Annotated in this window: 19 protein-coding genes and 1 tRNA gene; 8 read left to right on the top strand and 12 right to left on the bottom strand. The window is 32.6% G+C overall.

All coding sequences use genetic code 11. The features are described from left to right. Positions 1 to 425 precede the first annotated feature (425 nt). The 4 genes from U0D62_RS01835 (at position 426) to U0D62_RS01825 (ending at position 2,441) form a co-directional block, all read left to right on the top strand. Positions 426 to 659 (top strand): sigma-70 family RNA polymerase sigma factor, encoded by a 234-nt coding sequence (locus U0D62_RS01835; RefSeq protein ID WP_322193515.1) that lies wholly within the window; start codon positions 426 to 428, stop codon positions 657 to 659. Between the two features lie 164 nt (positions 660 to 823). Continuing rightward, on the top strand, positions 824 to 1,075 hold the full coding sequence (locus U0D62_RS01830; RefSeq protein ID WP_322193514.1) for a hypothetical protein: 252 nt from the start codon (positions 824 to 826) through the stop codon (positions 1,073 to 1,075). Further along, positions 1,065 to 1,238 carry a DUF3293 domain-containing protein gene (locus U0D62_RS25515; RefSeq protein WP_416135526.1) on the top strand — a complete coding sequence of 58 codons (174 nt, stop codon included), beginning with the start codon at positions 1,065 to 1,067 and terminating at the stop codon, positions 1,236 to 1,238. The genes U0D62_RS01830 and U0D62_RS25515 overlap by 11 nt, the downstream gene beginning before the upstream one ends. Before the next feature lie 357 nt (positions 1,239 to 1,595). Then, positions 1,596 to 2,441, top strand: coding sequence for a class I SAM-dependent methyltransferase (locus U0D62_RS01825; RefSeq protein WP_322193512.1), 846 nt, complete (start codon positions 1,596 to 1,598; stop codon positions 2,439 to 2,441). A gap of 11 nt (positions 2,442 to 2,452) precedes the next feature. Here U0D62_RS01825 and U0D62_RS01820 read toward each other — a convergent pair whose 3' ends face one another. After that, positions 2,453 to 3,241 (bottom strand): hypothetical protein, encoded by a 789-nt coding sequence (locus tag U0D62_RS01820; protein WP_322193511.1) that lies wholly within the window; start codon positions 3,239 to 3,241, stop codon positions 2,453 to 2,455. Positions 3,242 to 3,645: 404 nt separating this feature from the next. Between U0D62_RS01820 and U0D62_RS01815 the strand changes: the two genes are divergently transcribed. After that, positions 3,646 to 10,296 carry a polyketide synthase gene (locus tag U0D62_RS01815; RefSeq protein WP_322193510.1) on the top strand — a complete coding sequence of 2,217 codons (6,651 nt, stop codon included), beginning with the start codon at positions 3,646 to 3,648 and terminating at the stop codon, positions 10,294 to 10,296. Between the two features lie 49 nt (positions 10,297 to 10,345). Further along, a complete protein-coding gene (locus U0D62_RS01810) occupies positions 10,346 to 14,350 on the top strand; it encodes a non-ribosomal peptide synthetase (protein ID WP_322193509.1) in 4,005 nt (1,334 codons plus the stop codon). A 237-nt stretch (positions 14,351 to 14,587) separates the two neighbouring features. On the opposite strand, the gene U0D62_RS01805 is transcribed toward U0D62_RS01810, so the two are convergent. The 9 genes from U0D62_RS01805 to U0D62_RS01765 form a co-directional block, all read right to left on the bottom strand. Continuing rightward, entirely contained in the window at positions 14,588 to 15,223 is a 636-nt protein-coding gene (locus U0D62_RS01805) for a porin family protein (protein WP_322193508.1), read from the bottom strand. Between the two features lie 12 nt (positions 15,224 to 15,235). Continuing rightward, on the bottom strand, positions 15,236 to 15,979 hold the full coding sequence (locus U0D62_RS01800; protein WP_322193507.1) for a hypothetical protein: 744 nt from the start codon (positions 15,977 to 15,979) through the stop codon (positions 15,236 to 15,238). Positions 15,980 to 16,089: 110 nt separating this feature from the next. Beyond that, on the bottom strand, positions 16,090 to 16,470 hold the full coding sequence (locus tag U0D62_RS01795) for a hypothetical protein (RefSeq protein WP_322193506.1): 381 nt from the start codon (positions 16,468 to 16,470) through the stop codon (positions 16,090 to 16,092). Between the two features lie 172 nt (positions 16,471 to 16,642). After that, positions 16,643 to 17,341, bottom strand: a complete 699-nt coding sequence (locus tag U0D62_RS01790; protein ID WP_322193505.1) for a hypothetical protein — start codon at positions 17,339 to 17,341, stop codon at positions 16,643 to 16,645. A 29-nt stretch (positions 17,342 to 17,370) separates the two neighbouring features. Then, positions 17,371 to 18,132 (bottom strand): sterol desaturase family protein, encoded by a 762-nt coding sequence (locus tag U0D62_RS01785; protein WP_322193503.1) that lies wholly within the window; start codon positions 18,130 to 18,132, stop codon positions 17,371 to 17,373. A gap of 114 nt (positions 18,133 to 18,246) precedes the next feature. Continuing rightward, positions 18,247 to 19,011: a LytR/AlgR family response regulator transcription factor gene (locus U0D62_RS01780; protein ID WP_322193502.1), complete on the bottom strand. Its 765-nt coding sequence runs from the start codon at positions 19,009 to 19,011 to the stop codon at positions 18,247 to 18,249. After that, entirely contained in the window at positions 19,008 to 20,015 is a 1,008-nt protein-coding gene (locus U0D62_RS01775; RefSeq protein ID WP_322193501.1) for a sensor histidine kinase, read from the bottom strand. The genes U0D62_RS01780 and U0D62_RS01775 overlap by 4 nt, the downstream gene beginning before the upstream one ends. A gap of 64 nt (positions 20,016 to 20,079) precedes the next feature. Further along, complete coding sequence (locus U0D62_RS01770; protein WP_322193499.1) at positions 20,080 to 20,718, bottom strand: hypothetical protein; 639 nt, start codon at positions 20,716 to 20,718, stop codon at positions 20,080 to 20,082. A gap of 21 nt (positions 20,719 to 20,739) precedes the next feature. Beyond that, positions 20,740 to 21,303 (bottom strand): DUF6515 family protein, encoded by a 564-nt coding sequence (locus tag U0D62_RS01765; protein ID WP_322193498.1) that lies wholly within the window; start codon positions 21,301 to 21,303, stop codon positions 20,740 to 20,742. A gap of 330 nt (positions 21,304 to 21,633) precedes the next feature. Between U0D62_RS01765 and U0D62_RS01760 the strand changes: the two genes are divergently transcribed. Together U0D62_RS01760 and U0D62_RS01755 are read left to right on the top strand one after the other, a co-directional pair. Further along, positions 21,634 to 22,131 (top strand): RNA polymerase sigma factor, encoded by a 498-nt coding sequence (locus tag U0D62_RS01760; RefSeq protein ID WP_322193497.1) that lies wholly within the window; start codon positions 21,634 to 21,636, stop codon positions 22,129 to 22,131. Positions 22,132 to 22,135: 4 nt separating this feature from the next. Then, positions 22,136 to 22,822, top strand: a complete 687-nt coding sequence (locus U0D62_RS01755; RefSeq protein ID WP_322193496.1) for a hypothetical protein — start codon at positions 22,136 to 22,138, stop codon at positions 22,820 to 22,822. Between the two features lie 230 nt (positions 22,823 to 23,052). Here the strand turns inward: U0D62_RS01755 and U0D62_RS01750 are convergent. Together U0D62_RS01750 and U0D62_RS01745 are read right to left on the bottom strand one after the other, a co-directional pair. After that, a tRNA-Arg gene (locus tag U0D62_RS01750) sits at positions 23,053 to 23,126 on the bottom strand. Between the two features lie 172 nt (positions 23,127 to 23,298). After that, entirely contained in the window at positions 23,299 to 24,639 is a 1,341-nt protein-coding gene (locus tag U0D62_RS01745; protein ID WP_322193495.1) for an SPFH domain-containing protein, read from the bottom strand. Between the last annotated feature and the right edge of the window lie 339 nt (positions 24,640 to 24,978).

Below are 24,978 nucleotides of genomic sequence, written 5' to 3'. Positions count from 1 at the left end.
CGATTTCTTTACTCCCTGAGTATAGAATTTTTTTAGAGGAAAGAATTAGTCAACAGAGCTTTTTATAGGAATATCTTTTAGATTTCAAATTATGATTGATTTTTCCATAAAATAAGGAACCACGTCTTTGTCTTTTGGACATGGTTTTTTGCTTGTTGTGATCTTGAGCATTCATAGTTCAAAATTTTTAGTACATGATTCAAAGTTAATTGGAGAATTTGCTTGTGATGGTAAAGTCTTATTGATCGCTTCTTAAGTTCTTCATCTTCATCTCATAATTCAATTAAAAACTTCTTAGTTTTAATTTTCGTTAGGATCCTTTTAAGTTATTAAAATGCGAGATGCATAAATAATTTGAGATTAAAACCACTAAGGTGTGACTTTTTCAATTTCCAAGCGAATAATATGGTAAACAGTAGTTGTTAATGAAGTTGAATGAAGACAATTTTTTAAAAGTTCTAAAAGAAAATCAAGGGATTATCCTAAAGATTGTGAATTCCTATTGCAAAAAAATTGAAGATAGAGGCGACCTAATTCAAGAAATTACCATTCAATTATGGAAATCTTGGAAGAATTATAATAGTGATTATAAAATATCTACTTGGATGTATAGAATTGCTTTAAATGTAGCTATTACTTTTTATAGAAAAACATCCTGAAAAGAAACTCTTATTCAACCTTTAAAGGAAGAATTGGTCTTCGTTCACAATAATGAAGATATAGATTTATCAGAAAGCGTAAAGCAATTATATTATTTCATATCAAAATTTAATGCCTTAAACAAAGCTTGGAATTCTCTTCTAAGCATAACACACGAAAAAATATGACTAAAAATTTAGAATTTACTTATTTACAAACACTATATAGAGTGTGTTATAAAAATAAATTCTACGATTTAAAAATAGGAGTAAGAAATAATGAATTTGACTTATTGTGTAACCAATTAGAGATTAATAGCTGGATGATTGTTACAGCTTATAATCCATATTCAAAAAAGTATTCTGATCAAAAAAATGAATTTAATAATCAACAATTAAAAAATACATTATTGCAAGAAGAATTAATTGTTTTTTGATGCAGAAGGAATTCCTGTTAATGATGAATGGGAAACCGAAAAAAGCTTTTTTGTTTACAATATTACATTGAAAGAAGCAAAGAATCTTGCAATTCAATTCAAGCAGAATGCGATAGTATACGGTAATAATGTAACTACGCCCGAGTTAATTTGGATAACTTAAAGTTTTTATAAACTGATTGTTTATTTGGGTAGAATTTTTCATTCAAGATTTTATTGAAATTGAAAAATCCATTGACGGGTATTCAAATCTGCTATATGTTTAAAATATTGATGTCCACTATTGTAAAACAAAATTATAATAAATTCATTTTGAGGTGATTTAGTGGTTGGTTGTGTTTCTTTACCGCCTTTCCTTTTTTTGAGGTCATTTTGATTCATCAACATATTAACTTCTTAGCAAAAAATATCAAAGCCTTTTACATCCTTTTGTGTATATTAGTTTCTTAATAATGTGCTATTTTTTATAATCCCCAAAAGAGATAAGTTAAGTGTTAAATTGTTTTTTTAAATATTTATAATGTCAAGTAAAATTAGAATTGTTTTTGTTGAAATACTTGCTAGTACTTTGGGTAATTTATTGGTTGTATTACGACCAGAAAAAGCGCGTCAATTATCAGAAAAAGGAGTTACTTTAGTATTAAATAATTTAAGCTTAACTGAGCGTCTAATGCGTAGAGCCATACTGAAGAACATCGAAAAAAAGGAAGACTATGACACATTAGCAGAATTACATCAAAACTATTGGACCAAACAAGGTTCTGATTTTTTTGAGGCTACCAATGATACTTTTAAAAATAACTTCTTACCAGATTGTTCATTTATTTTCGAGCTCTTAAAAGATGAATTATCAAATCAATCAGAAGAATTTAATACGCTAGTAGAAATTGGAACAGGAAATGGTAATGTTTTAGAGTATTTGAGTTCAGAGTTCCCTAAAATCGATCATTTTGTTGGTATAGATCTTAGTTCAATTCAGATTGACATAAACAATAAAAAGTTTCACGAAAATAAAAAGCTTGAGTTTGTTGCCTTAGACGGTTTTGAATGGGTTAAAAAAAATGGTCAAGGAAATACTATTTTTGTGACCTCAAGAGGTGTGTTAGAGTATTTTGTAGAAGAACGATTACAAGCATTTTTAAAAGAAATAAACGATTTAGGAAAAACTATCTTTATAGCTATAGAACCTAATGGTACAGAGCACAATTTTGAAACAAACCCCAAATCTCAACCTTACGGACCTGAACGTTCATTTTCTCATAACTATCCCAAGCTCTTTAAAGATGCAGGTTTTAGTATATGGCATTTATCATATAAACCACTTGAGGAGTCTACTAAACTAAGTTTTATTGGAGCAAAGAATTGATATTTAAAAAACTATACCTTTTCTACAATATTTATTTTTTTTGCCGGATTCATAAAATACATAAAGCCTAACATCACTAAAAAATAAAGAGTAGCAAACGCAGCATATGTAGGGATCCCTCCAAGTGTTGGTGAGATTGGTAATATTATTATAGACATATTTAACATATACTGTAATATCCATACACAAATACCACTTTTAGTTTTTCCATAAATAACAGTACACATACCAGCCGCTCCCATCATGTTTAAAAATAAAGGCCATAAAGGAAGGTCTAGTATAACACCAGTATTGATATAAACTGAAGGAACCCACCATAGAGCCCAGAAAAAACCAATAACTTGACTTGCATAAAATGGATTCATGGTTTTAGATAATGTACGAATTGAATAACTCACCCATACAACCTCACCCATAAACGCCCAAGTCAATAAAAAGAAACTAGTTCTGAAGTTTGGAATATTGAATTTTAACAGCGAAAAATAATCATCACCATTATAAGAAGCCTTTAGAAATAATGTGAAAGCAGCTATTGTTAATGAAAATAGCAAACTAAATATGTACCACTTAGGATTAATTTTCCATTTTAACATAGGCCTGAACACATCTTTTAGACCTTCATTTCCTTTGGTAAATTTTACGATGCAAATTAATAAGAATAAAAGCGCATAAAAGCGACCATGAGTATATACAAAACCTGTAATAATTCCTTTGCTATTTGCATAAGTAATAATTGTATTGATAACAGGGGCAAGCACTAAAAATATCCAAATTTCATATTTTTTTATAAAATCTACCATAATTTATATATATTCAGAAAAACCAATAATATTTGTTTTTATAAATCCTTGAGGTTAAGAATTTAGATTTCTTAACTAAATTGATTATTTTTAGGGGAAAGGTAATCCAACGGATTTTATTCCGCAATATGGAAAAATTTATTGACTTTTGTCGAAAAATTTATCGACTTTTGTTGAATATATAATATTCTTGTTATAAGATATTATATCTCCCCTAACACATAATACCAAATCTAATTAATAACAGGCTTTTTCAGCCAATTGATCTATACCTATCTTAGGTATAAATTTATGGTTGTTATTAATAATTTGGACGCATCTAAAATGTTTTTATGGTTTTATCGTGTTAATAATCAGTTTTTATTATCACTAATTAAAAGAGGTGTTGAAAAAATAATATAAAAATGAAGCTTGCTGATACAATACAAGGACCAATACTTAAATATCCAAAATCCACCCTTCATGAGCTCTTAGAAAAACAGGCTTTGACTACTCCAAAAGCAGTTGCTCTTCAATTTGCAGATAAAAAACTTTGTTATGATGAGTTACAAAAAAGAATAAATAAAACAGCTCATTATTTACGGGATAAAGGAATTCGTCCAGGTCAAATTGTTGCGCTTTCATTAGATAGATCTCCTGAGCTGATAGTTTCAATGTTTGCTATTCTGCAATGTGGCGCAGCATATGTGCCGATTGATGTACACTATCCTCAAAAAAGATTAGAGACTATAATTACAGATTCAAAAGCAAGTTTTGTTATTTGTAAATCTTCAAAAAACCATCTTTCAGATACTTCAAAAAACATATACATTGAAGATATAGTAGAAGGACGAAGTAATTTTTCTACTCAATCAGTCGATATACATATAGATCCACAATCAGTCGCTTATATAATTTATACTTCTGGTTCTACAGGCACCCCTAAAGGAGTCCAGGTTTCTCACTTAAATACGATCAATCTCATTTATTCTATGAGTAAAGAACCTGGGATTAATGAAGATGATAAAATTTTTGCGGTTACTACGATTTCATTTGATGCTATGGTTATGGAAACATTTCTTCCATTAATACATGGTGCATCTATTGTGATCGTAGATGAAGAAACAAGACTTGATGGTCAAATATTACTAGAAAAAGCCTTTGAAAATAACATCACTATGATGTGGGGAACTCCAAGTATATGGCAAATACTTTTGGATTCAGGTTGGAAGAAACCTTTAAACATTAAAGCATTAATCGGAGGTGAACCTGTGCCCATAAATTTAACCCATAAACTTCTAGATCTTTGTAGTGAATTGTGGAATATTTATGGCCCAACCGAAACCACTGTGTGTGCTTTCTTAACCAAAATCACTAAAAACGATGATCCTATCACTATAGGTAAACCCGTTGCCAATGCATATGCCTATTTATTGGATCAAGAAGGCAATCCAGTAGAATCGGGAGAAGTTGGAGAAATAGTAATAGGGGGAGACGGAGTGTCCTTGGGGTATTTGAATCGCCCTCAATTAACAGATCAAAGTTTTGTTGAAGATCCTTTTAATTCAAAAACAAAAAGTAAAATATACTTATCTGGTGATTTGGGGAAACTTTTACCAAATGGTCAGATACAATGCTTGGGGCGCAAAGATCAGCAGGTCAAAGTCAGAGGTCATCGTATCGAATTAGGTGAAATTGAAGCTGTTCTTGATACACTTCCAAGCATTAAAAAAAATGCTGTTGTCGTTAGTAATTTAGCAGTAGGAGAATCAAAATTAGTTGCCTATTTACAATCGGCAGTACCAGAACAGGATATAAATAGTATTCGCAACCAGCTCGAAGAAATTCTACCGGATTTTATGATCCCTTCCATTTTTATGTGGATTGATGAATTTCCCATTACTACAAATGGAAAAATTGATAAGAAAAAGTTGCCTGCTCCTGAATATGTACGACCAGAATCAGCACCTCTTTTTAAAAAACCACATACAAAGTTAGAAAAAGATATAGCATCCATATGGAGTGAATACCTCCAAATACCAAGCATTGGTATTGATGATAACTTTTTTGAATTAGGAGGAACCTCACTCCTAACACAAAAAGTAGCCACTTCAATAAGGCAACATTTGAAAATGAAGGTTCCAGTAACAAAAATTTACCAGTACCCAACCATTGCTTTATTATCTAAGTACCTGGAAGTAGATTCCAAGCCGAGTGATTCCTTTATAGACTTTTCAAAACAAAAAGAAAAGAAAATATCCAATGATATAGCCATTATTGGAATGTCGGGAAGGTTTCCAGGAGCAGAATCTATTGAAGAATTGTGGGAAGTTCTTAAGCAAGGTAAAGAAACCATTTCCTTTTTTACACCTGAAGAACTTGATAAGACCATTTCAGAATCTTTACGAAACGATCCTCTTTATGTAAAAGCGAGAGGTATTGTGCCTTCAGCTAAAGAATTTGATGCTAAGTTTTTTGGCCTCAATCCAAAACTTGCTGAAGCAATGGATCCACAGCAACGATTATTTTTAGAAATTGCCTGGGAAGTTCTTGAGCAATCAGGTCATCTTCCTAAGCACTATAAAGGAAGTATAGGGGTATATGCAGGAACTGGCACAAATACTTATTACAAAAAAAATGTACTCCCTAACAAAGCATTGTTAAATCAGGTAGGAGCCCTACAAGCAAATACAGTTAACGAAAAAGACTATATCTCCTCTCGAACCGCGTACCATCTAAATCTTAAAGGGCCTGCAGTAAGTGTACAGTCTGCTTGTTCCACTTCGCTACTTGCAATTGCTGAAGCTGTAGAAGCCATAAGAAATAATCAATGTGACATAGCTATAGCAGGTGGATCCAGTATAACCGCTCCTATTTATAGTGGTCATCTCTATCAGGAAGGTTCAATGCTAAGTTCTGATGGACATTGTCGTTCTTTTGATGCAGATGCCAAAGGAACCGTTTTTAGCGATGGTGCAGGAGTTGTACTTTTAAAAAGTTTAGAAAATGCAAAAAAAGATGGAGATTTTATTTACGGTTTAATAAAAGGTGTTGGTATTAATAATGATGGTGGTGGTAAAGGTAGTTTTACTGCACCTAGTGTAGACGGACAAGCAGATGCCATTACCCGAGCACTTTATGATGCTCAAATTTCACCATCATCAATTAGTTATTTAGAAACACACGGTACAGCTACTCCTTTAGGTGATCCAATTGAAATGGAAGGACTTCAAAAGGCGTTTGGAGAACAAGATCAAAAGACCTATTGTGCTATAGGTTCTATAAAAAGTAATATGGGGCATCTTACCGCAGCGGCAGGTGTTGCTGGTTTGATTAAAACTATCTTGGCGCTGAATCATCGTCAAATACCGCCTTCTTTAGGATTTTCAAAACCTAATCCAGCTATCGATTTTAAAAACAGTCCTTTTTATGTAAACACAGAGTTATGTGATTGGGAGCATAAAGATGTTCGTCGTGCAGGGATAAGTTCATTTGGAGTTGGTGGTACTAATGTTCATATTATCGCAGAAGAATACCTTATGGAAACTAAACCTTCTGATTTGGGACGTCCGGTACAACTATTACCCTGGTCTGCAAAATCAGAAACCAGTTTAGATAAATACAGAAATGAATTAGGAAATTATTTAAGTACAAACTCTTCGGTTTCTTTAGCTGATGTGGCATACTCCCTTAAAACAACCAGAGATAGTTTTAGGCATCGTCAATTTGTAGTAACAGAAACTACTACTGAAGCTGCTCAAAAACTCTTGAATACTAAAAAAAATAATTCAAACCACACTGTTTTAAATGCTATTCCAAATGAAATTGCCTTTCTATTCCCTGGTCAGGGAGCTCAATATTTACAGATGGGAAAAGCGCTTTACCAACACGAAGATGTGTTTCGTGAAGCAGTAGATCGCTGTGCTGAAATTTTACAGAAAGAATTCAATTTTGATATCCGAAATATTATATACCCAAAAAGTAATACACTTGAAGCAGAAAATACTTTAAAAGACACTCAATTTACACAACCTGCCTTATTTGTTGTAGAATATGCGCTTTCTCAACTATGGATCAGTTGGGGAATTGAACCTACGATACTTTGTGGACATAGTATTGGTGAGTTTGTTGCAGCTCATTTAGCAGGTATATTTTCTTTAAAGGATGCATTATTACTTGTTGCGGTTCGAGGTAAATTGGTAAATCAACTTCCTGGAGGCAGTATGTTATCTGTTAGAATATCTTTTGATAGTTTATCTCCAATTCTTCCAGAAACACTTTCAGTTGCAGCTATAAATTCTGATCAACTTTGTGTGGTTTCAGGTGAAGATAAAGCTGTTGAATCATTTGCAAAAATTTTAGACAAAAAGGATATTCCTAATCGTTTACTTTTAACAAGTCATGCTTTTCATTCTACGATGATGGATCCTGTATTAAAGGATTTTGAGAAAGAAGTCAAAAAAACAAAGTTAAATATCCCTCAAACACCAATTATTTCAACAGTAACTGGTAAATGGCTTAAGGATGAAGAAGCTATCGATTCACAATATTGGACCAATCATTTACGAGCAACGGTCTCCTTTTCTGACGCAATGGATACAGCTTTTGAATTAGATGATATACTATTACTAGAAATGGGACCTGGTCGTGCATTAACAACTTTATCACAACAAAAAAAGAAGTCAAAATCCGCAACCTCAATTGCGAGTTTGGTATTGCCAGGTGAAAATAAAAATTCATACCATACCATATTACCTGCTTTAGGGCAACTTTGGTTAAAAGGTATAGAACCTAACTGGAAAGCTTTTTATAAAAAACAATCCAGGCAAAAAGTCTTGTTACCAACTTATGCATTTGATCGTAAGCCTTGCTGGGTAAACCCTCCATTAAAAGATATAACCACTGAAAACAACAGTAAATCAGTTGAACCAAATAATAATCAACCCATACAACCTAAAATGACTACAGTTGAACAACCTAATAGAAAAACAGTAATTCTAGAGAAAATTTCAGAAATAGTTTTGAATACTTCAGGGATAGAGTTAGAATCCTCTGAGTATGACTATAGCTTTCTAGAACTTGGTCTGGATTCTCTTGTTTTGACTCAAATGGCAATTACCTGTAAAAATGAATTTAAAACACCTATTACTTTTCGCCAGTTAAATGATGAATTTGGGACACCAAATCTTTTAACCAGTTATTTAGATGAAAATTTACCTCCCGAGCGTTTTGCTCCAGTATCCGTAACTTCTGCTGTAGGTGCTTCGGTTTCTAACATACCATCAGGTATACCAGTTCAAACAAATTCTTTACCAACTAACCTCAACGCTACAAATAATTCTGCGATAGATCTCATCGCCCAGCAACTTCAGTTATTAGGTAAACAATTAGAGTTATTAAAAGGAAATAATCCAGCTCCTGCATTAGTTCAAAAACCTTTAAATAGTGAAGTAAAACCCACTACAGATTCGTCATCAGAAATACGTTCTGAAGAAGAAGTTAAAGAGCATAAAAAGCCTTTTGGTGCTTCACCAAGAATTGAGCGACAAACATCAGAACTCGATAGTGAGCAGGAAGCTTTTTTAGAAAAATTAATTATTAGATACAATAAAAAAACCGCTGGTAGTAAAACCTATACGCAAAAACATAGAATGCATATGGCGGATCCAAGGGTTGTATCTGGTTTCAAACCATTAACAAAAGAATTAGTATATCCAATTGTTGTTAAAAAATCATCGGGTAATCGCCTTTGGGATTTGGACGGCAATGAATATATTGATACCTTAAATGGTTTTGGTTCATGTCTGTTTGGGCACCAACCTGATTTTATAAAAGAAGCTCTGCATCAACAAATAGATCTTGGTTTTGAAGTAGGTCCTCAACATCCTCTTGCAGGCGAAGTTTGTGAACTACTTTGTGAGTTTACAGGTCATGAACGAGCAGCTCTTTGTAATACCGGTTCAGAAGCAGTTTTGGGAGCCATGCGTATTGCTCGAACAGTTACAGGACGATCGCTTGTCATTGCATTTACCGGGTCTTATCACGGGATCAATGATGAAGCCATTGTACGTGGTTCAAAGAAATTAAAGACCTTTCCGGCAGCAGCAGGTATTTTGTCAGATTCCGTTCAAAACGTTTTACTACTAGATTATGGTACTGATGAAAGTCTAGAAATCATTCGTAATCATGCACATGAAGTGGCTGCAGTTCTTGTAGAACCTGTGCAAAGTCGTAGACCTGAATTTCAGCCAATAGATTTCCTTAATGAAGTTCGTGAGATCACAAAGGCATCAGAAACTTTACTCATTTTTGATGAAATAATTACAGGATTCAGGATGCATCCAGGAGGTACACAAGCAATGTTTGATATAAAAGCAGATTTAGCTACTTATGGAAAAGTCATTGGTGGCGGAATGTCTATTGGGGCTATTATAGGTTATAAAAAATATATGGATGCTCTTGATGGTGGATTTTGGCAATATGGAGATAACTCCATCCCAGAAGTAGGAGTTACTTATTTTGCCGGTACATTTGTCCGTCACCCACTTGCACTTGCCTCATCCAAGGCGTCTTTACTTTTTATGAAAGAACAAGGGATAGCACTTCAGAATAAATTAACAGCTATGACAAAGGATCTGGCTTCTGATATTAATAAAGAATTTGAAAAGCAAAATCTACCTATAGAAATAACATATTTTGGTTCGTTATGGAGAATTAAATTCACCGAAGAGATTGCCTATTCTGAGCTGTTATTTGTATTAATGAGAGAAAAAGGACTTCATATTTGGGATGGATTCCCTTGTTTTGTGACAAATGCCTATCTCGAAGAGGATATTACTCGGGTTAAAACGGTATTGTTTTCGTGTATTGATGAACTAATCTCTGCGGGGTTTTTGAAAGCGCATTCACATGATTTTATATCTAAAACAAAAGACACACAAACCAAAACTTCTATTGAACAGTTAAATATCCCTCCTGTTCAAGGCGCTAAGCTTGGAAGAGATGAGAACGGAAATCCGGCTTGGTTCGTAGCAGACGAACAAAAAAATGGTGGGTATCTTAAAATAGATTTATAATATATCTAACTACTATTAGTGTATTTAAAAAATTAGCATCGCAACCTATATGAAACAACAAACTACCAAAGTTAAACCACATATTGTCACTTCGTTTAATCCATTTTCGGGTCCTGAAATAGTTCGCATAGTGCCTATAACTCAGTCTCAAGCTGAAATATGGACGGCATGTGTCTTAGGTGGCGAAGATGCAAATAGGGCTTATAATGAGTCTATATCACTTATCTTAAAAGGTAATTTGAATAGAATTGCTTTAGAAGATTCAATACAAAAATTAATTGGTAGACATGAATCTTTGCAGGCAACTTTTAGCCCCGATGGGCGCTTTATGATAATTTTGAATCATATTCCTATTGAAGTTGCTTATCAAGATATTTCACAACTTGATGAAACTCAAAAAAATAAAACGGTAAAAAATTATCTATCAGGAGATGCCAATTATATTTTTGATTTGGTTAAGGGACCATTGTTTAAAGTTGGTTTACTTAAGCTTTCAGAAATAGAGCATCAATTAATACTTACAGCACATCATATTATTTGTGATGGATGGTCTCTGGGAATCATGCTCGAAGAATTAGGAGGATTTTATTCTGCCATTGTTCAGGGCGTGAAACCAGATGTTCCACGATCTGAAACATTTAGTTCTTATGTAGAGGAAGAACAGGAATTCCTGGAAAGTCAGGAATATATAAAAACCGAAAAATACTGGCTTAAACAATTCGAAACATCCACTCCAACAGTTACGCTGCCAACAGATTTTCAACGACCTCGGTTAAGGACTTTTAATGGGGATCGTTTAGATTTTACTATCGATAGTGACTTGGTCACTAATCTAAAAAAAGTTGGGATCCAATCCAGAGCTAGTTTTGTAGTAACTTTATTGGCTGCTTTTGAGGTTTTCTTATATCACAAAACAGGTCAAGATGATTTAGTATTAGGGTTACCTGCTGCAGGCCAGTCTCAAAGTGGTAAGACACAATTAATAGGGCATTGTGTGAATTTGCTTCCTTTAAGAAGCAAACTTGTTAAGGATATGCAATTCAATACATATTTAAAAAATAGAAAAGCTGTAATTTTTGATGCCTATGATCATCAACAATTTAGTTTTGGACAATTACTACAAAAACTCGCGATTGCAAGAGATCCATCTAGAGTTCCATTGGTTCCAATTATGTTTAATATTGACATGGGCATGGCCAGCGCAGTTGATTTTAATGGCTTAACTTATGATCTAAAGAGTAATCCAAGGGCATATGAGGCATTTGAACTTTTTTTAAATGCTAGTGGATCAGAAGAAAAACTCACTCTAGAATGGTCATATAATAATTCTCTTTTTAAACCTGAAACCATAGAACAAATGATGGTTTCTTTTAAAGAAGTTCTAAATGGAATAGTTACTAATCCTGAAGTTAAAATAGGTGATATAATAAAAGTAGATGATTCAGCTTATACAGCATTGAATGATACTTTGATCACTTATCCGCAATTACCATTACATACACTACTTACAAATCAAGTTCGAAATACTGCTTTAAAACAAGCTGTCAAATTTGGTGATTCCGAAATTTCATATGAACATTTAGAAAAAAGAGTTAATCAATTATCACATTATTTAGTAGAACAAGGAATAGGTAATGGTGATTATGTGGGTGTTTCTTTACCGCGTTCGATTGATCTTGTCGTCACCTTGATAGCTATAATGAAATGTGGCGCTGCTTATCTTCCTTTGGATCCTAATTTCCCTGATAAAAGGCTGAAGTTTATGTTAGAAGATTCGGAAGCCAAATTTTTAATTACTACCAAGGAATTTTCGCCTTCATTTAAGGTCGATACTAAAGTATTATTGTCAGAAGATATATTTTCGAATTTATCGAAATATGCCTTTTCATCCCTTAACATATCGATTGATATAAATGATGTTGCATACATCATGTATACCTCAGGCTCTACAGGCAAGCCTAAAGGAGTAATGGTTACCCATAAAAACCTGGTTAACTTTTTATGTAGCATGATGGATGAACCAGGAATTAAAGAAAATGACAAACTACTGTCAATAACAACTATATCATTTGATATTGCAGGGTTAGAATTATTTCTTCCACTTTTAAAAGGGGCAACATTAGTAATCGCTAACGATGAAACCGCAAAGGATAGCCGTCTTATGTTAGATTTACTAAAGGATGAAAACATTACTATGCTACAGGCCACTCCTACCACCTGGCAAATGTTATTGGATGCCGGATGGGAGGAAACATTACCTATTAAAGCACTTTGCGGAGGAGAAGCTTTGCCTATAGGATTGGCAAAAAAGATATTAAAGAGAGTGCACGAATTATGGAATGTATATGGCCCTACAGAAACAACTATATGGTCTGCAGTTAAAAGAGTTTTGAAAGATGATGAAATAGTAACTATAGGTCATCCAATAGCAAATACGCAACTATATATTTTAAATGAACAAGATTTTCTAGTTGCTCCAAATATGATTGGCGAGATATGTATTGCAGGAGATGGAGTATCCAATGGATATTGGAAACGTTCTGACTTAACAAATGAAAAATTCATAAAAAATCCATTTGAAACCAAGTTTAATCAGATTTTATACCGTACCGGAGATCTAGGTAAATTGCTCCCTACTGGCGAAGTACAATGTCTAGGACGAATAGATCATCAAGTTAAAATTAGAGGGCATCGTATTGAATTAGGCGAAATAGAGCAAGTTATAGATGCACTTGATGGTGTGGATACTTCTGTAGTAATTGTAAAAAATGATTTGTTAGTTGCGAACATAGTTTCAATCAAATTAAGTAACCTTTCAGAAACCCTGATAAGTAATTGGAAAAAAAGCTTGACCGAAACATTACCTGTACATATGGTACCTCAACAATTTAATTTGTTGAGTGAATTCCCTACCACGCTGAACGGTAAAATAGATCGTAAAGCCCTGATAAAATCATCTTCGATTAATTGTACTAAAACCACTTTTAACGCTGCTCAGACCAATTCAGAACAAATTATTGCGACTATTTGGCAAGAATGTTTAGGAATTGAGAAAATAGATATTCATAGTGACTTTTTTGAATTAGGAGGTCATTCTCTTATCGCTGTAAAAGTGATGTCACTTATAGAGAAAAAGACAGGAAATAGATTGCCGTTAGCTGCTTTATTAGGCCATCCTACTATTCAAAAATTGGCAGCATATATGGATAAAGAATTTATTTCCTGGGATTCATTAGTGCCTTTAAAAACAAAAGGGACTAAAGATCCTCTTTTTGTTGTGCACGGAGCAAATTATAACATTTTAATTTATAAAGATTTAGCCGATCACTTAGATGATGATCAGCCAGTTTATGCATTGCAAGCAAAAGGGCTTAGTGGTGAGATTGAGCCTCATGACTCTGTAGAGGCAATGGCATCTCATTATATATCAGAAATTACATCTGTACAACCAGATGGTCCTTATGCATTAGCAGGGTTTTCTTTTGGAGGTATTATTGCTTTTGAAATGGCAAAGCAATTAAAGGCTCAAGGTAAAAAAGTAAAGACCCTTGCATTACTTGACAGCTATGTTTATCCTTCTTATTATTACTCTAATCCTTTTGTGAAAAAAGTAGTTTCAAAACTTTATGATATCGCTCAATTAGTTTTTATGGCGTTTAATATGTTTAGTAGTAAAAACAACTTTAAACGCAGAAGCCACTTACTAAAACTTAAAGTTGAAGGATTGCGTTTACGATTAAAATATGGACGAGAAAAACAGCAACAAATGCAATTTAATCGCACAGCAAAAATTGATAAAAAACATCAATTAGCATTTGAGCGTTATAATTTAACCCCACAAGATATACAAGTAGATTTGTTTAGAGCGACTAAAAATATCTTTTATGCCCACGATTATAATAATCTGGGATGGAGAAAAATAACACTAGGAGGAATTCGTAAACATATGGTGCCTGGAAATCATTCTGAAATGTTTCTTTCACCTGCTGTTGAAGAATTTGGGAGTAAATTACAACACGTCTTGGATAATTTTGATTCTGAAAGCTCTGAGTAAAATAATTGTCTAGAACATTTGAAACTTCAGATTCAAGATTTTAATTTTCAGAAAGGAAAATGATCTTGGAACGGAATATTCTTAAAGCTTCAGGCAATATCAATCAGGATAAACTACAAAAATTAAGAAAGTAATATTTACGAATAAAAATTTCCTCATCAGTCAGTTATTTTAATTTAAGTGCCCATCCTTTATTTAGACAGGCACATATTGATAATAATAGTTTTTAAAAATTAACTATCTCCTCTTAAACCCAAAAAATCTTGAAATAGAAACAGTAAAAGTTCCATTCCTGGCTCCATCTAAATATGGAAAGGCAAGATTATTATTATGAACATCGTTTAACCCGTGTTGATATCGAAAGCTTATGGTTCCTCTAGGAATACTAACTCCAAAACCTAGAACAATTCCATAGTCAATATCATTAAGGTTTACTTCATTGATGTCTCCAAGACCTGTAAAAAAGGTTCCATTAAAATCAAAGTCTGAATCCAAAAGGAGGCTCCCATAAACTCCAGCTTCGAACTGAAATAATCTACCTGCTTTAAGATTTAAGAGAATGGGAGCTTCGATATAATGAAGGTTGAACCTTACATCCCCTACGAAAAGATTATTAATATTGTAAAAAGCACTGGCCCCTTTCTTAGTATAATACAACTCAGTTTGCAAGGCCACCTTCTCTAATTGGTTTTTACTAAATTTAAAACTTATACCAACTGATGGAGTATATTTGAAATTAGTGTCTCCATTATCCAAACTTTGAAAGGTAGAAATTCCTGACCCAAATTTTATCCCAACTTTTCCATACTGACCATAAGTTGTAATGGATAAAAAACAAGTCATAGTTATTATAAAAATGAATTTGATTTTCATGTGAAATAAGGTTTATGATTGAATTAAATTGATTTCTCCTGTTTCGAGGTTCAATAGATAAGAACTTCCATTGGTAAAGTCAACACGAGCTTCATTTTCGTTAAGGAAAGTAACTGTACCACTAAAATTGCTGCTTTCTGAGGTCTCACTATAATCCACATTTAGAATGAAGGTGGATGTTCCTGACACGATAAGAGAAGTATTTTTGTCTACATTCAATTCATTAAATTGCATCGTATATGTGATATCGAAACTGTCGTTAAATATCTTAGAAATCCAATTGCCCTCACGTTGATATAACCCTGAGTAGAATTCATTTATAGTCCCTATTTCTAATCCAGTTACTGTAAATTGAGCATTGACATTTTGTTGAGATGCAAAATACAAAGCATCAATATCGTGTAATGCAGTTACCTCATAAGAGATCATATCTAAAGGATCACAAACTTTAGAAAAATGATCTGTGAATTCGAATGCAGAGGTAACATTTCCATAAATAGAAGTAAAATCCAAAGTACCAGAATTACTTCCTTGCTCCTCGCAATCCAAACTATTGGTAATCTCAGTACTAAAGTGATTAACATTAGATGCCAAACCATAAGTGTTATAGGCAAGAGAAGTTGCCACGATCTCAGCAGCTCGTTCTTCAGAAATCACTACTACCAACACATCATCATTGTTATCACAAGAAACTGTGATATGACCCGCCGTCAATACTATGGTTAGTATTACTATTTTTTTTAAATACTCTTTCATTTTGTACATTTTATTGTTTTTTCTTGTTAAAAATCCACTACTTGAAAGTAAGGAAAGCCCCAGGCACAAAACCCAGGTCTCTCCTATACCCATCAATCAATCAAACCAATTTAATATTCTAATCTCCTGTCGTTTACACGAATTTTTCGATTCAATCGAGCATTCTTATTTCCGTAGCCGTTAGGATTTCTTTTCTTTTGAGCATCAGAACGTTCAGAGAGATTGTTACTTCTATTCTGTTGAAGGTTTCTTAATTCATCTTCTCGTCCAGAAGCTTTTATCTTTTGATCTATTTCTATCTTTTTAGAATTAATTTTGTACTTGTTCTCTAGTTTAGTATCTCTAATTCCGAGACCATTTGGGTTACGACTTTCCAGAAATTCAATTCTTTTTTCTAGATTTTCTTTTCTGAACTGTTGTTGTTCTGTTGTCTGTGCATTCATAGAAAAACTTAGTATTCCCAAAATCAATATTATTATTGCTTTTTTCATTATTAAGAATTTTAATTGTTCTTTTTTTATGTCCCAAAAGTATTGTGAACAGTACCATTAAAGAGGAGAAACAACGTCAAACGGGCAAAATTCAGATTAAAACATCCCGTATTTCAAATAAAAAAAGCTTCCAAAATTGAAAGCTTCTCTTTAACTATTACAGAACTAAACACTAATACTTTTCTCCTCGTTCTCTTCTGTCATCTCGACGTTCTCTTATATCCTCCCGCTTTTCCCTTCTATCCTCTTTTAATTCTTCTTTGGTCTCATCAATGTCAGCCACCATTGTAGCAATGAATTTTTTAACTATATTTTCATTAATTTCCTTTTTTGTTTCTTCGTTGACTATGCTGAAAGTAGCCACTCTCAGTTTATTATATAGGATTTTCTGGTTATTGTAACGCGCTTCCAATTCTTCTAAATCCCGTTGATCATCACGCTTATCCCTTCTATCATCTCTTTTATTATGGCGATCCCTTGCCATATCCCGTTTATCATCATCGCTTCCTGTATATTGCCTTCGGTTTCTTCTACTTTCACGACGATTTGTTCCTTTTTCCTTGCTACTTTGTACAACTTCTATTTTTGCCCTTTGTACTTTTTCATTTGTTTGTGCAATTTCTCGTTTCATACTAGCAACTAGTATTGTTTTATAAGTTCTTGCTTTTTTAAAATCATTGGAGGCAATTGCCATTTGTAATGCTACTGTATTAGTTCTAAAAGTTGCCAATTCCTTGATGTCTCTTTCAAGCATTGCTGCATCGATTCTAATTTGGTTTCGATCCTGTACGATTTCCTTTGTACTTTGAGCTGTTATCGTTACTGTCACCATCAGAAGTACCATTACTAAAATTGGTTTTATATTTTTCATTGTTTCAGGGTTTAATTGTTTTAGCATTTTTACTTTCTCAATACTTTTTTAAAGTAATCCACCATTGGCTTGAACACAATCACAAATGGGTTATAACCAATAAATCCAGTAGTTACCCCGTAATTTACTTTTTCGGTCTCCTGGACATAGGTTCCAAATATTCTGTCCCAAAATATGAGCATCCCACCATAATTCTTGTCAAGATATTTTTCATTGGAGCCATGGTGTACCCGATGTGCAGAGGGCGTATTGAAAAATTTTCCTTCCAAAAATCCTAGCTTACCTATAGCTTCTGTATGCAGTAAAAATTGATATAACAGGCTTATCGCCAGACATAATGAAATGAAGATTGGTGAGAATCCCAGAATAACCAGAGGGATATAAAAAAAGACACTGGTGAACTTCCCAACCCAATTCAAACGTCCGGCGGCAGTAAGATTAAACCACATACTCGAATGATGTGTATGGTGGATCGACCATAAGAAAGGAATCTCATGACTCCATCGATGATACCAATAATATACCATCTCTACCAGTAAGAAAGTAATCAGAAATGTATAGATATTCATCGGGAGATCGAACAATTTTAGAGGCTCTACCCACTCAAAAAAGAATAATCCCCAGGCTAGTGAGACCGGTTTCAACATTTTTCCCAGGATAATAATCACAAGATTAGAAAATGAATCTTTTATATTATAACTGCCTCTTTTTGTGATCGAAGACCAAATGATTTCAATTATAATCAGACCAATAAAGATTAAGAATAATAATTCTGTGTATGTTGTTTCCATAATACTTTTGTTATTTTTTATAGCCCAAAAGTATTGTGCAATCTCAGGTCACATCAATAAAAGTAAATGAAACATCCAAAAGACTAGGTAAAACAGGCGTCTTGTAATTTTTTATTAATGAGCATTAATCCATTTCTTTAGATATGGTGCTTTTTCTTTACTAACAATAATTTGTTCCTCTGGTTTGGGGTGAATATTTAAGATCAATTTTCTGTTAAAGTACAATTGTAAATTCTCAATGGCACTTCGTTGAACAATAAACTGCCTATTAGCTCTTATAAATTGGTTTGGATCTAGTTCGGCTTCGATATCATCCATTTTTTTCTCCAGAACATAGCTTTGATTTTCTTTGGTAACAGCCTTTACAACTCCTTCATCTATTATGAAATAAGCTAGATTATCCACACGAAGTGGATAAAGAGTATCTCGTTGTTGAACAAGATATGTATTCTTATAGTCTTTCCTTTCACTCTTTAAAAGGTGTAACATTTCTTGAAATTCAGTAGTGGTGGTGGATGAAAATTTCTTTGAATTTTTGAATTTTTCTATAGCATCTCTAAGTTCATCTTCATTTATAGGTTTTAACAGGTAATCTATGCTATTGACCTTAAAGGCCTTTAAAGCGTATTCATCATAAGCTGTTGTAAATATAACAGGTGCCTTTACTTTTGTACGTTCAAAAATCTCAAACGATATCCCATCTGCCAGATGAATGTCCATAAAAATCAATTCAATCTTTGGATCATGGTTAAAAAAAGCAATCGCTCCTGATACCGTATCAATAACCCTCTCAACAATCAATGATGGTTCTACCTCACTTAAAAGGTATTTGAGATTTTTAGCTGCAGTGTGTTCGTCTTCTATAATAAGTACTTTCATGTTAGAGGTAATTTAACAATAAAATATCCATTTATATCTTTGATGAGCACTTCTTGACCTATGAGCAATGCAAAACGAGTATTGAGATTGCTCAAACCTACATTAGTACTTTCAACATGACTTGTACGTCGTTGTATTTTGTTTTTTACAATTATCCAACCATCTTCATTAAAGATTTTTACAACAAAAGGTCTACTTGCTGAAATTTCATTATGCTTAATGGCATTTTCCACCAACAATTGAAGTGATAGAGTAGGTATTTTATGTTGAAATAAATCTTCGCTTATGTTGATTTCAATCTGAAAAGATGCTTGATAACGTTGTTGAATAAGATAGATATAACTCTCCAAAAAACGCATTTCTTCTTTTAAGGTAACCATGTCGTGGTTCTTACTTTGTAGAATATAACGATATAAAAAAGAAAGTTTATTGATGAATTTCCCTGCAGCCTTTTGATCTTCCCTGACCAAAAGACTTAATGAATTTAATGAGTTGAACAAAAAGTGAGGGTTTACCTGATTCTTAAGTGCTGCAAGTTCGTTCTTTAAACTTTGCTGTTTGAGTATTTCTTTTTCAATAGCATCCGTCTTTGCACGATTATTCAAAGCTATTGTCTTACTGATCACCAATAACATAATCATAATAAAAAAGTAAACAAACCAATTAAATCGTGGGGTTAAAGTAGTAGAATCCCCTGAGTTAACTGCCACATCAAAAATTCTAAAAAGAACCATCCATAAAAATAACATTATGAAACTGAGAATTGACGATTTGAAAAATGCCTTTTTCTTGAACCATGTGATATTCCATTCAATATTGAATTTTAACATCAAGTAGCAAAATCCAAAAAGAGACACCATCCTAAAAACGGTGTCTTTTATTGATATCCCTAAAAAACTACTTACAAGTGATCCTTCATTTCCAAAAAGAAAAACCAATCTTGGAATGTTGACTAATAATGAAAAACTTAGAGCCACAATGAATATAAGCCTGTTGATGTTCATAAATGAAAGGTATATTCTAGGTTACAGTTAGTATGAAATTTTAATGAATCCAAAAGAAAGAAGATTATTGATTTCTTTTTTCTTTTACCTTTTTTTGTATCTCTTTTTGAATATTTAAATATACTTTATATTGTTTGGAACTCAAAAGGGCTTTCATCTCATTGTTCTTATCTCTTTGTATGGTTTTGTATGCTTTATATTTGGAAAACCTTGACTCTGAACTATTCTTTAATTTTTTTAGTTGATACCCATATTTTCTAGAAATCTCAACGAAATGTGGTTTTTGTTCTTCAGTGAGATCGAGACGCTTCTGATATTCAGAAAACTCACCAGATAAGCTTTCCAACAATAAATCTTTTCGCTTAATCTTCTGCTCTAGATACAAAGTATATTGTTCCTTAGAAAGCAACGATTTCATCTCTTTATCTTTAAGCTCCTGGATATTATTGATAGTTTTTAATTTGTTCTCTTTTTTTGCACCACTATTCTGAACAAAATTCAATTGATCTCTATATTTTCTTGTAATCTCCTCATATTTGATCCTCTGTTCTTTGTTTAAATCCAGCTGTTTAAAATAAACCTCTAGGTCGGCCTTTGCGTTTTGCTTTTGCTCTTCTGTAAGCTTTTTTTTCTGGGCATTAGCGAATACTCCAAACATAAGTGCCATTGTTAACACGGTAATGTATTTTATAGTTCCTACCATCTTTAGTTTTTTTTTATTTTTCTATTCTTCTAGATTTCCAACTACCTTGAATGCCTTTCCTTCTGGAGTTGTTACTACTTTATACAATGTAGATCCATACTCGAAATAGTTCTTACCGTCAATTTCTAATTGTTCTGCGTCTTCTGGAAGTTCGTGAACAATTATGTTCTCGGGGGCTTCTATTGTCTTATAACCATTATTACTTTCTATATAATAGGTGCCTTGATAGTAATAATATGGTATGTTTGCTAAAACTATAGTTCTATGACCAACAGGTAAAATCTTAACTCTTATTCCAATTGGAGCAGTTACCACTACATATCTCCCTCCATAGTATCTATAATAAAGTCCTCTATGATAATGATAATGTATTCCATTTCTCTTGATGACTACCGTAGTCGAAGGTAAGGTCCTAACTGCTCTCACTATAGGCACTGGCCTTCTGTAAACCACTCTTTGACTTGTTGTTCGTACTACCGTTCTCTTTGGACCTCTTACAACTACCTTTCGTTGGGCATTTACAGTTTCATTCATAAATAATGCTCCGAAAACACTTAAGATTGTGATTATTCGTATTACTCTCATTTTAAATGCGTTTTAATTTATAGAGCAAAATTATATCTGATTAATTGCTTAAAGCAGGTTATTTTAATGAACCATCCAAAGTTACTTATGAAGCAGGCTTAGCATAATTTAATGTGGGCGGGAAAACCAAATAAGTATATATAGTCTTATTGATCACTTCTTAAGTTCTTCTTCATCTCATAATTCAATTAAAAACTTCTTAGTTTTAATTTTCGTTAGGATCCTTTTAAGTTATTAAAATGCGAGATGCATAAATAATTTGAGATTAAAACCACTAAGGTGTGACTTTTTCAATTTCCAAGCGAATAATATGGTAAACAGTATTTGTTAATGAAGTTGAATGAAGACAATTTTTTAAAAGTTCTAAAAGAAAATCAAGGGATTATCCTAAAGATTGTTAATTCCTATTGCAAAAAAATTGAAGATAGAGACGACCTAATTCAAGAAATTACCATTCAATTATGGAAATCTTGGAAGAATTATAATAGTGATTATAAAATATCTACCTGGATGTATAGAATTGCTTTAAATGTAGCTATTACTTTTTATAGAAAAACATCCCGAAAAGAAACTCTTATTCAACCTTTAAAGGAAGAACTGGTCTTCGTTCACAATAATGAAGATATAGATTTATCAGAAAGCGTAAAGCAATTATATTATTTCATATCAAAATTTAATGCCTTAAACAAAGCTTTGATTTTACTGTACTTGGATCAATACAGTTATGAAGAAATTGCTTCAGTGTTAGGAATATCAAAAACGAATGTTTCTACTAAAATATCTAGAATCAAAATGCACCTAAAAAAAGAATTTAATCTAAAAAAATAATGAAATGGATATACAAGATTTACAACAAAAATGGAATGAACAAGGAAATTACAATGATTTGGTTACGAAACTATTTATAGAGTCAAGACACAGTAAAATTGATACGGTAATAAAAAAGAATATGTTAAATACGATTCTTTTTATGCTATTAAATCTAGTTGTAAATATATATGCCTGGTTAGTTTTAGTTTCTGATTTTGAAAATATTTCGACAAGATATATTGGAATATTAATGCTCATACTAACCTATATAGTAGTATTTAAAAATATCCGACAACTAGACTGTATTTATAGAATTAATAACTCAAAACCTATTGTCGAACTACAAAAATTGATAGGAAAACTAAAAGTGGAAAGAATAAAACATAACAGATTTATTTTCATTTTTAGCAATCTGTTTTTTTGGTCTTTAATTATCTTAATTTTTAAATGGGATTTAACATTATTGATTCCTTATATATGGCAAGAGGCTTCTATCGTAGTAATCATTCATATGGGTTTTTCAATTATTTGGTTTCCTCTGTCTGTTTGGATATTAAATAAATATGATGCTACAACAAAAAAATCTAAATTTTGGAAACGATTAAATAAAGATTCTTACTTATCTGATGAATCATTAAACTCTTCATTAAATAATGCACTTAGTTATTTAAAAGAGGTTGAAGTTTTCGAAAATGAACATATGGTTTAAAAGGCCAATAAATAATAGCAATTAAAACAGAAGTTTGCGGAAGATCAAAAGATATATCAATAGAAATTGGTCACGACGTATATCAGTAGATTTCATCTATTAATTAACCTGTTATAAAAATATAACTGTTTAAATTGTTAAATACCAAAGATTTAATTGGATACTGTCCGTTTTAACTTGAGAACAAAAAAAACCTGTAATCTATAAATTACAGGTTTTTACTTTCTTTGTGACCTCGGCAGGATTCAAACCTGCAACCTCTTGAGCCGTAATCAAGTGCACTATTCAGTTATGCTACGAGGCCTTTTGCTTATTGCGGGTGCAAATATAGTTGTTTTTTATAATGATGACAAAATTTATATTAAATTTTATTTATCAAAAAAAGCTACTTGCTATGTTTTAGAAATAAATCACTAAAAACAATAGTCAAGTAGCCTTGTTATAGTAACCTCTGTTATAGTTTTACAGGTTATTTTTTACTTACCTTTTTTCTTCGCCATCATTTTTTTGGCAAGATCTGCACCAATCAATGATTGTAATAAGTTGTTATCTTGTTTGCCATTGTCACCATCTTGTATATAGATTTCTGGCAATCTTAAATCTTTTAGTTGTTTGGCAACATTTACAGAGGTTTTATAATCCCATTCAGCACGTTCTTGAGGAGTTAATCCAGCACTTACCAATTTTGCATTTTCATAAGATTGTGCATCTGCCAATGTTTTCTGGGTTTTAGCTTTAAACTGAGCTACTTCATAATTCTTACGCTCTTCAATAAGGTTAAACTCTGCTACTTTGGCTTTGGTTTCGGCTTCAATGGTTTTTTGAATTTGCTCCTTTTCTAATCGAGCGCGTTCTGCTGCTTTTTCGGCTTCACCTTTGGCAATTTCTTTTTGTGCACGATAAAACTCACGTTCTGCTTGTTGTTTTTCTAATTGTGTTTGTGCTACCTCTTCTTTTTGTAATTGTAATCGCTTATCAAAGGTAGTTTCCCAATCAATTTCTGTAACAACAGCTTGAACCACAGTAAGACCATAAGCTCCTAGAGAATTTCCTTTTTCTCTTACGGGTTCTCCATTTCTGTATTTGATTCTAAAACGCTTTTGTTTAGATTCTTTATTGACAATAGTTCTTACAGTTGTACTATCACTGATGATTTCTCTATTATCATTGGCAACATACTCTTCTAAGACATACATCCCATTTTCTAATTGATCTTTAAAATAACGATCAAAATCAGAAGCTTGCCCTGAGATATAATCCTGAGCATCCATAAGCTTACAGGTATTTTTAATAGATTGATCAATATTAGGGATGATCCTTGAACGGATCAGGTTCCTTTCTGTTTTATTACGATCTGCTACCGATAAAAACTGAGCCTCATCGGCAGTATTAATGCTTATAACAACCGAAGTGGCAATTCTCGCTTTAACGGCATCGCTAAAAGCCCAATATTTAGCAACATCAACATTGGCATATTTACTTTGTTCTCCTAGCTCACCATCATCTTTGTTAGGGATCACATATTTGATCGGTAATTCAAATTGAATAGGAATCAAACGGCCCCACATTTTGGTATTAATTCCTTGATTAACTACCGCTTTTTGACTACCCCAAGGATATTGCACCGCATAAGCGGTACCTGGTTCTGCATAAAAGAACATTCCAGAAATGACGCTTAGCACAAATCCTAAAGCAATCATCCTAAAACTTCGCCCTTTTGTAAACCAATTCAAGATTTTGGAAGTTTTTAAAAATGTTTTGAGAATAAGTACTATGATTCCTGTAAGAATCATCAGGATTCCTATAAATGTTAGCATGATAAATGGTTTTAAAAATGATTAATTATTTTTTTTGTTTCCTGGAGAAGTAATATTGTTTACATGTTTTCTGAGTTTTTAGGATTAATATTGACTAGATTGGTTGATTGTCTTTTTAATATATTAAGTAGGAAAATATTGACAAAATGTTTTGGTGAAAATCTATGAATTTGATTTTCATTTATATATCAAAATTATTGATTTGCTTCTTAATTGTAATATGAATGTCTTGAAATAAGTTTTAAATTAAAACATAATTATTGTAATAGAGTTTTTAAATGTAATTAGGGAAGGACGTTTTTTGCTTGTTTTTTTATAAATAAAGGATTTATGAGTTTT

The organism is Aquimarina callyspongiae (genome assembly GCF_034322225.1).
In the GTDB taxonomy this organism is placed as follows: domain Bacteria; phylum Bacteroidota; class Bacteroidia; order Flavobacteriales; family Flavobacteriaceae; genus Aquimarina.
Note: the sequence above shows the minus strand (reverse complement) of the source record. Positions and strands in the feature narration are given on the sequence as shown.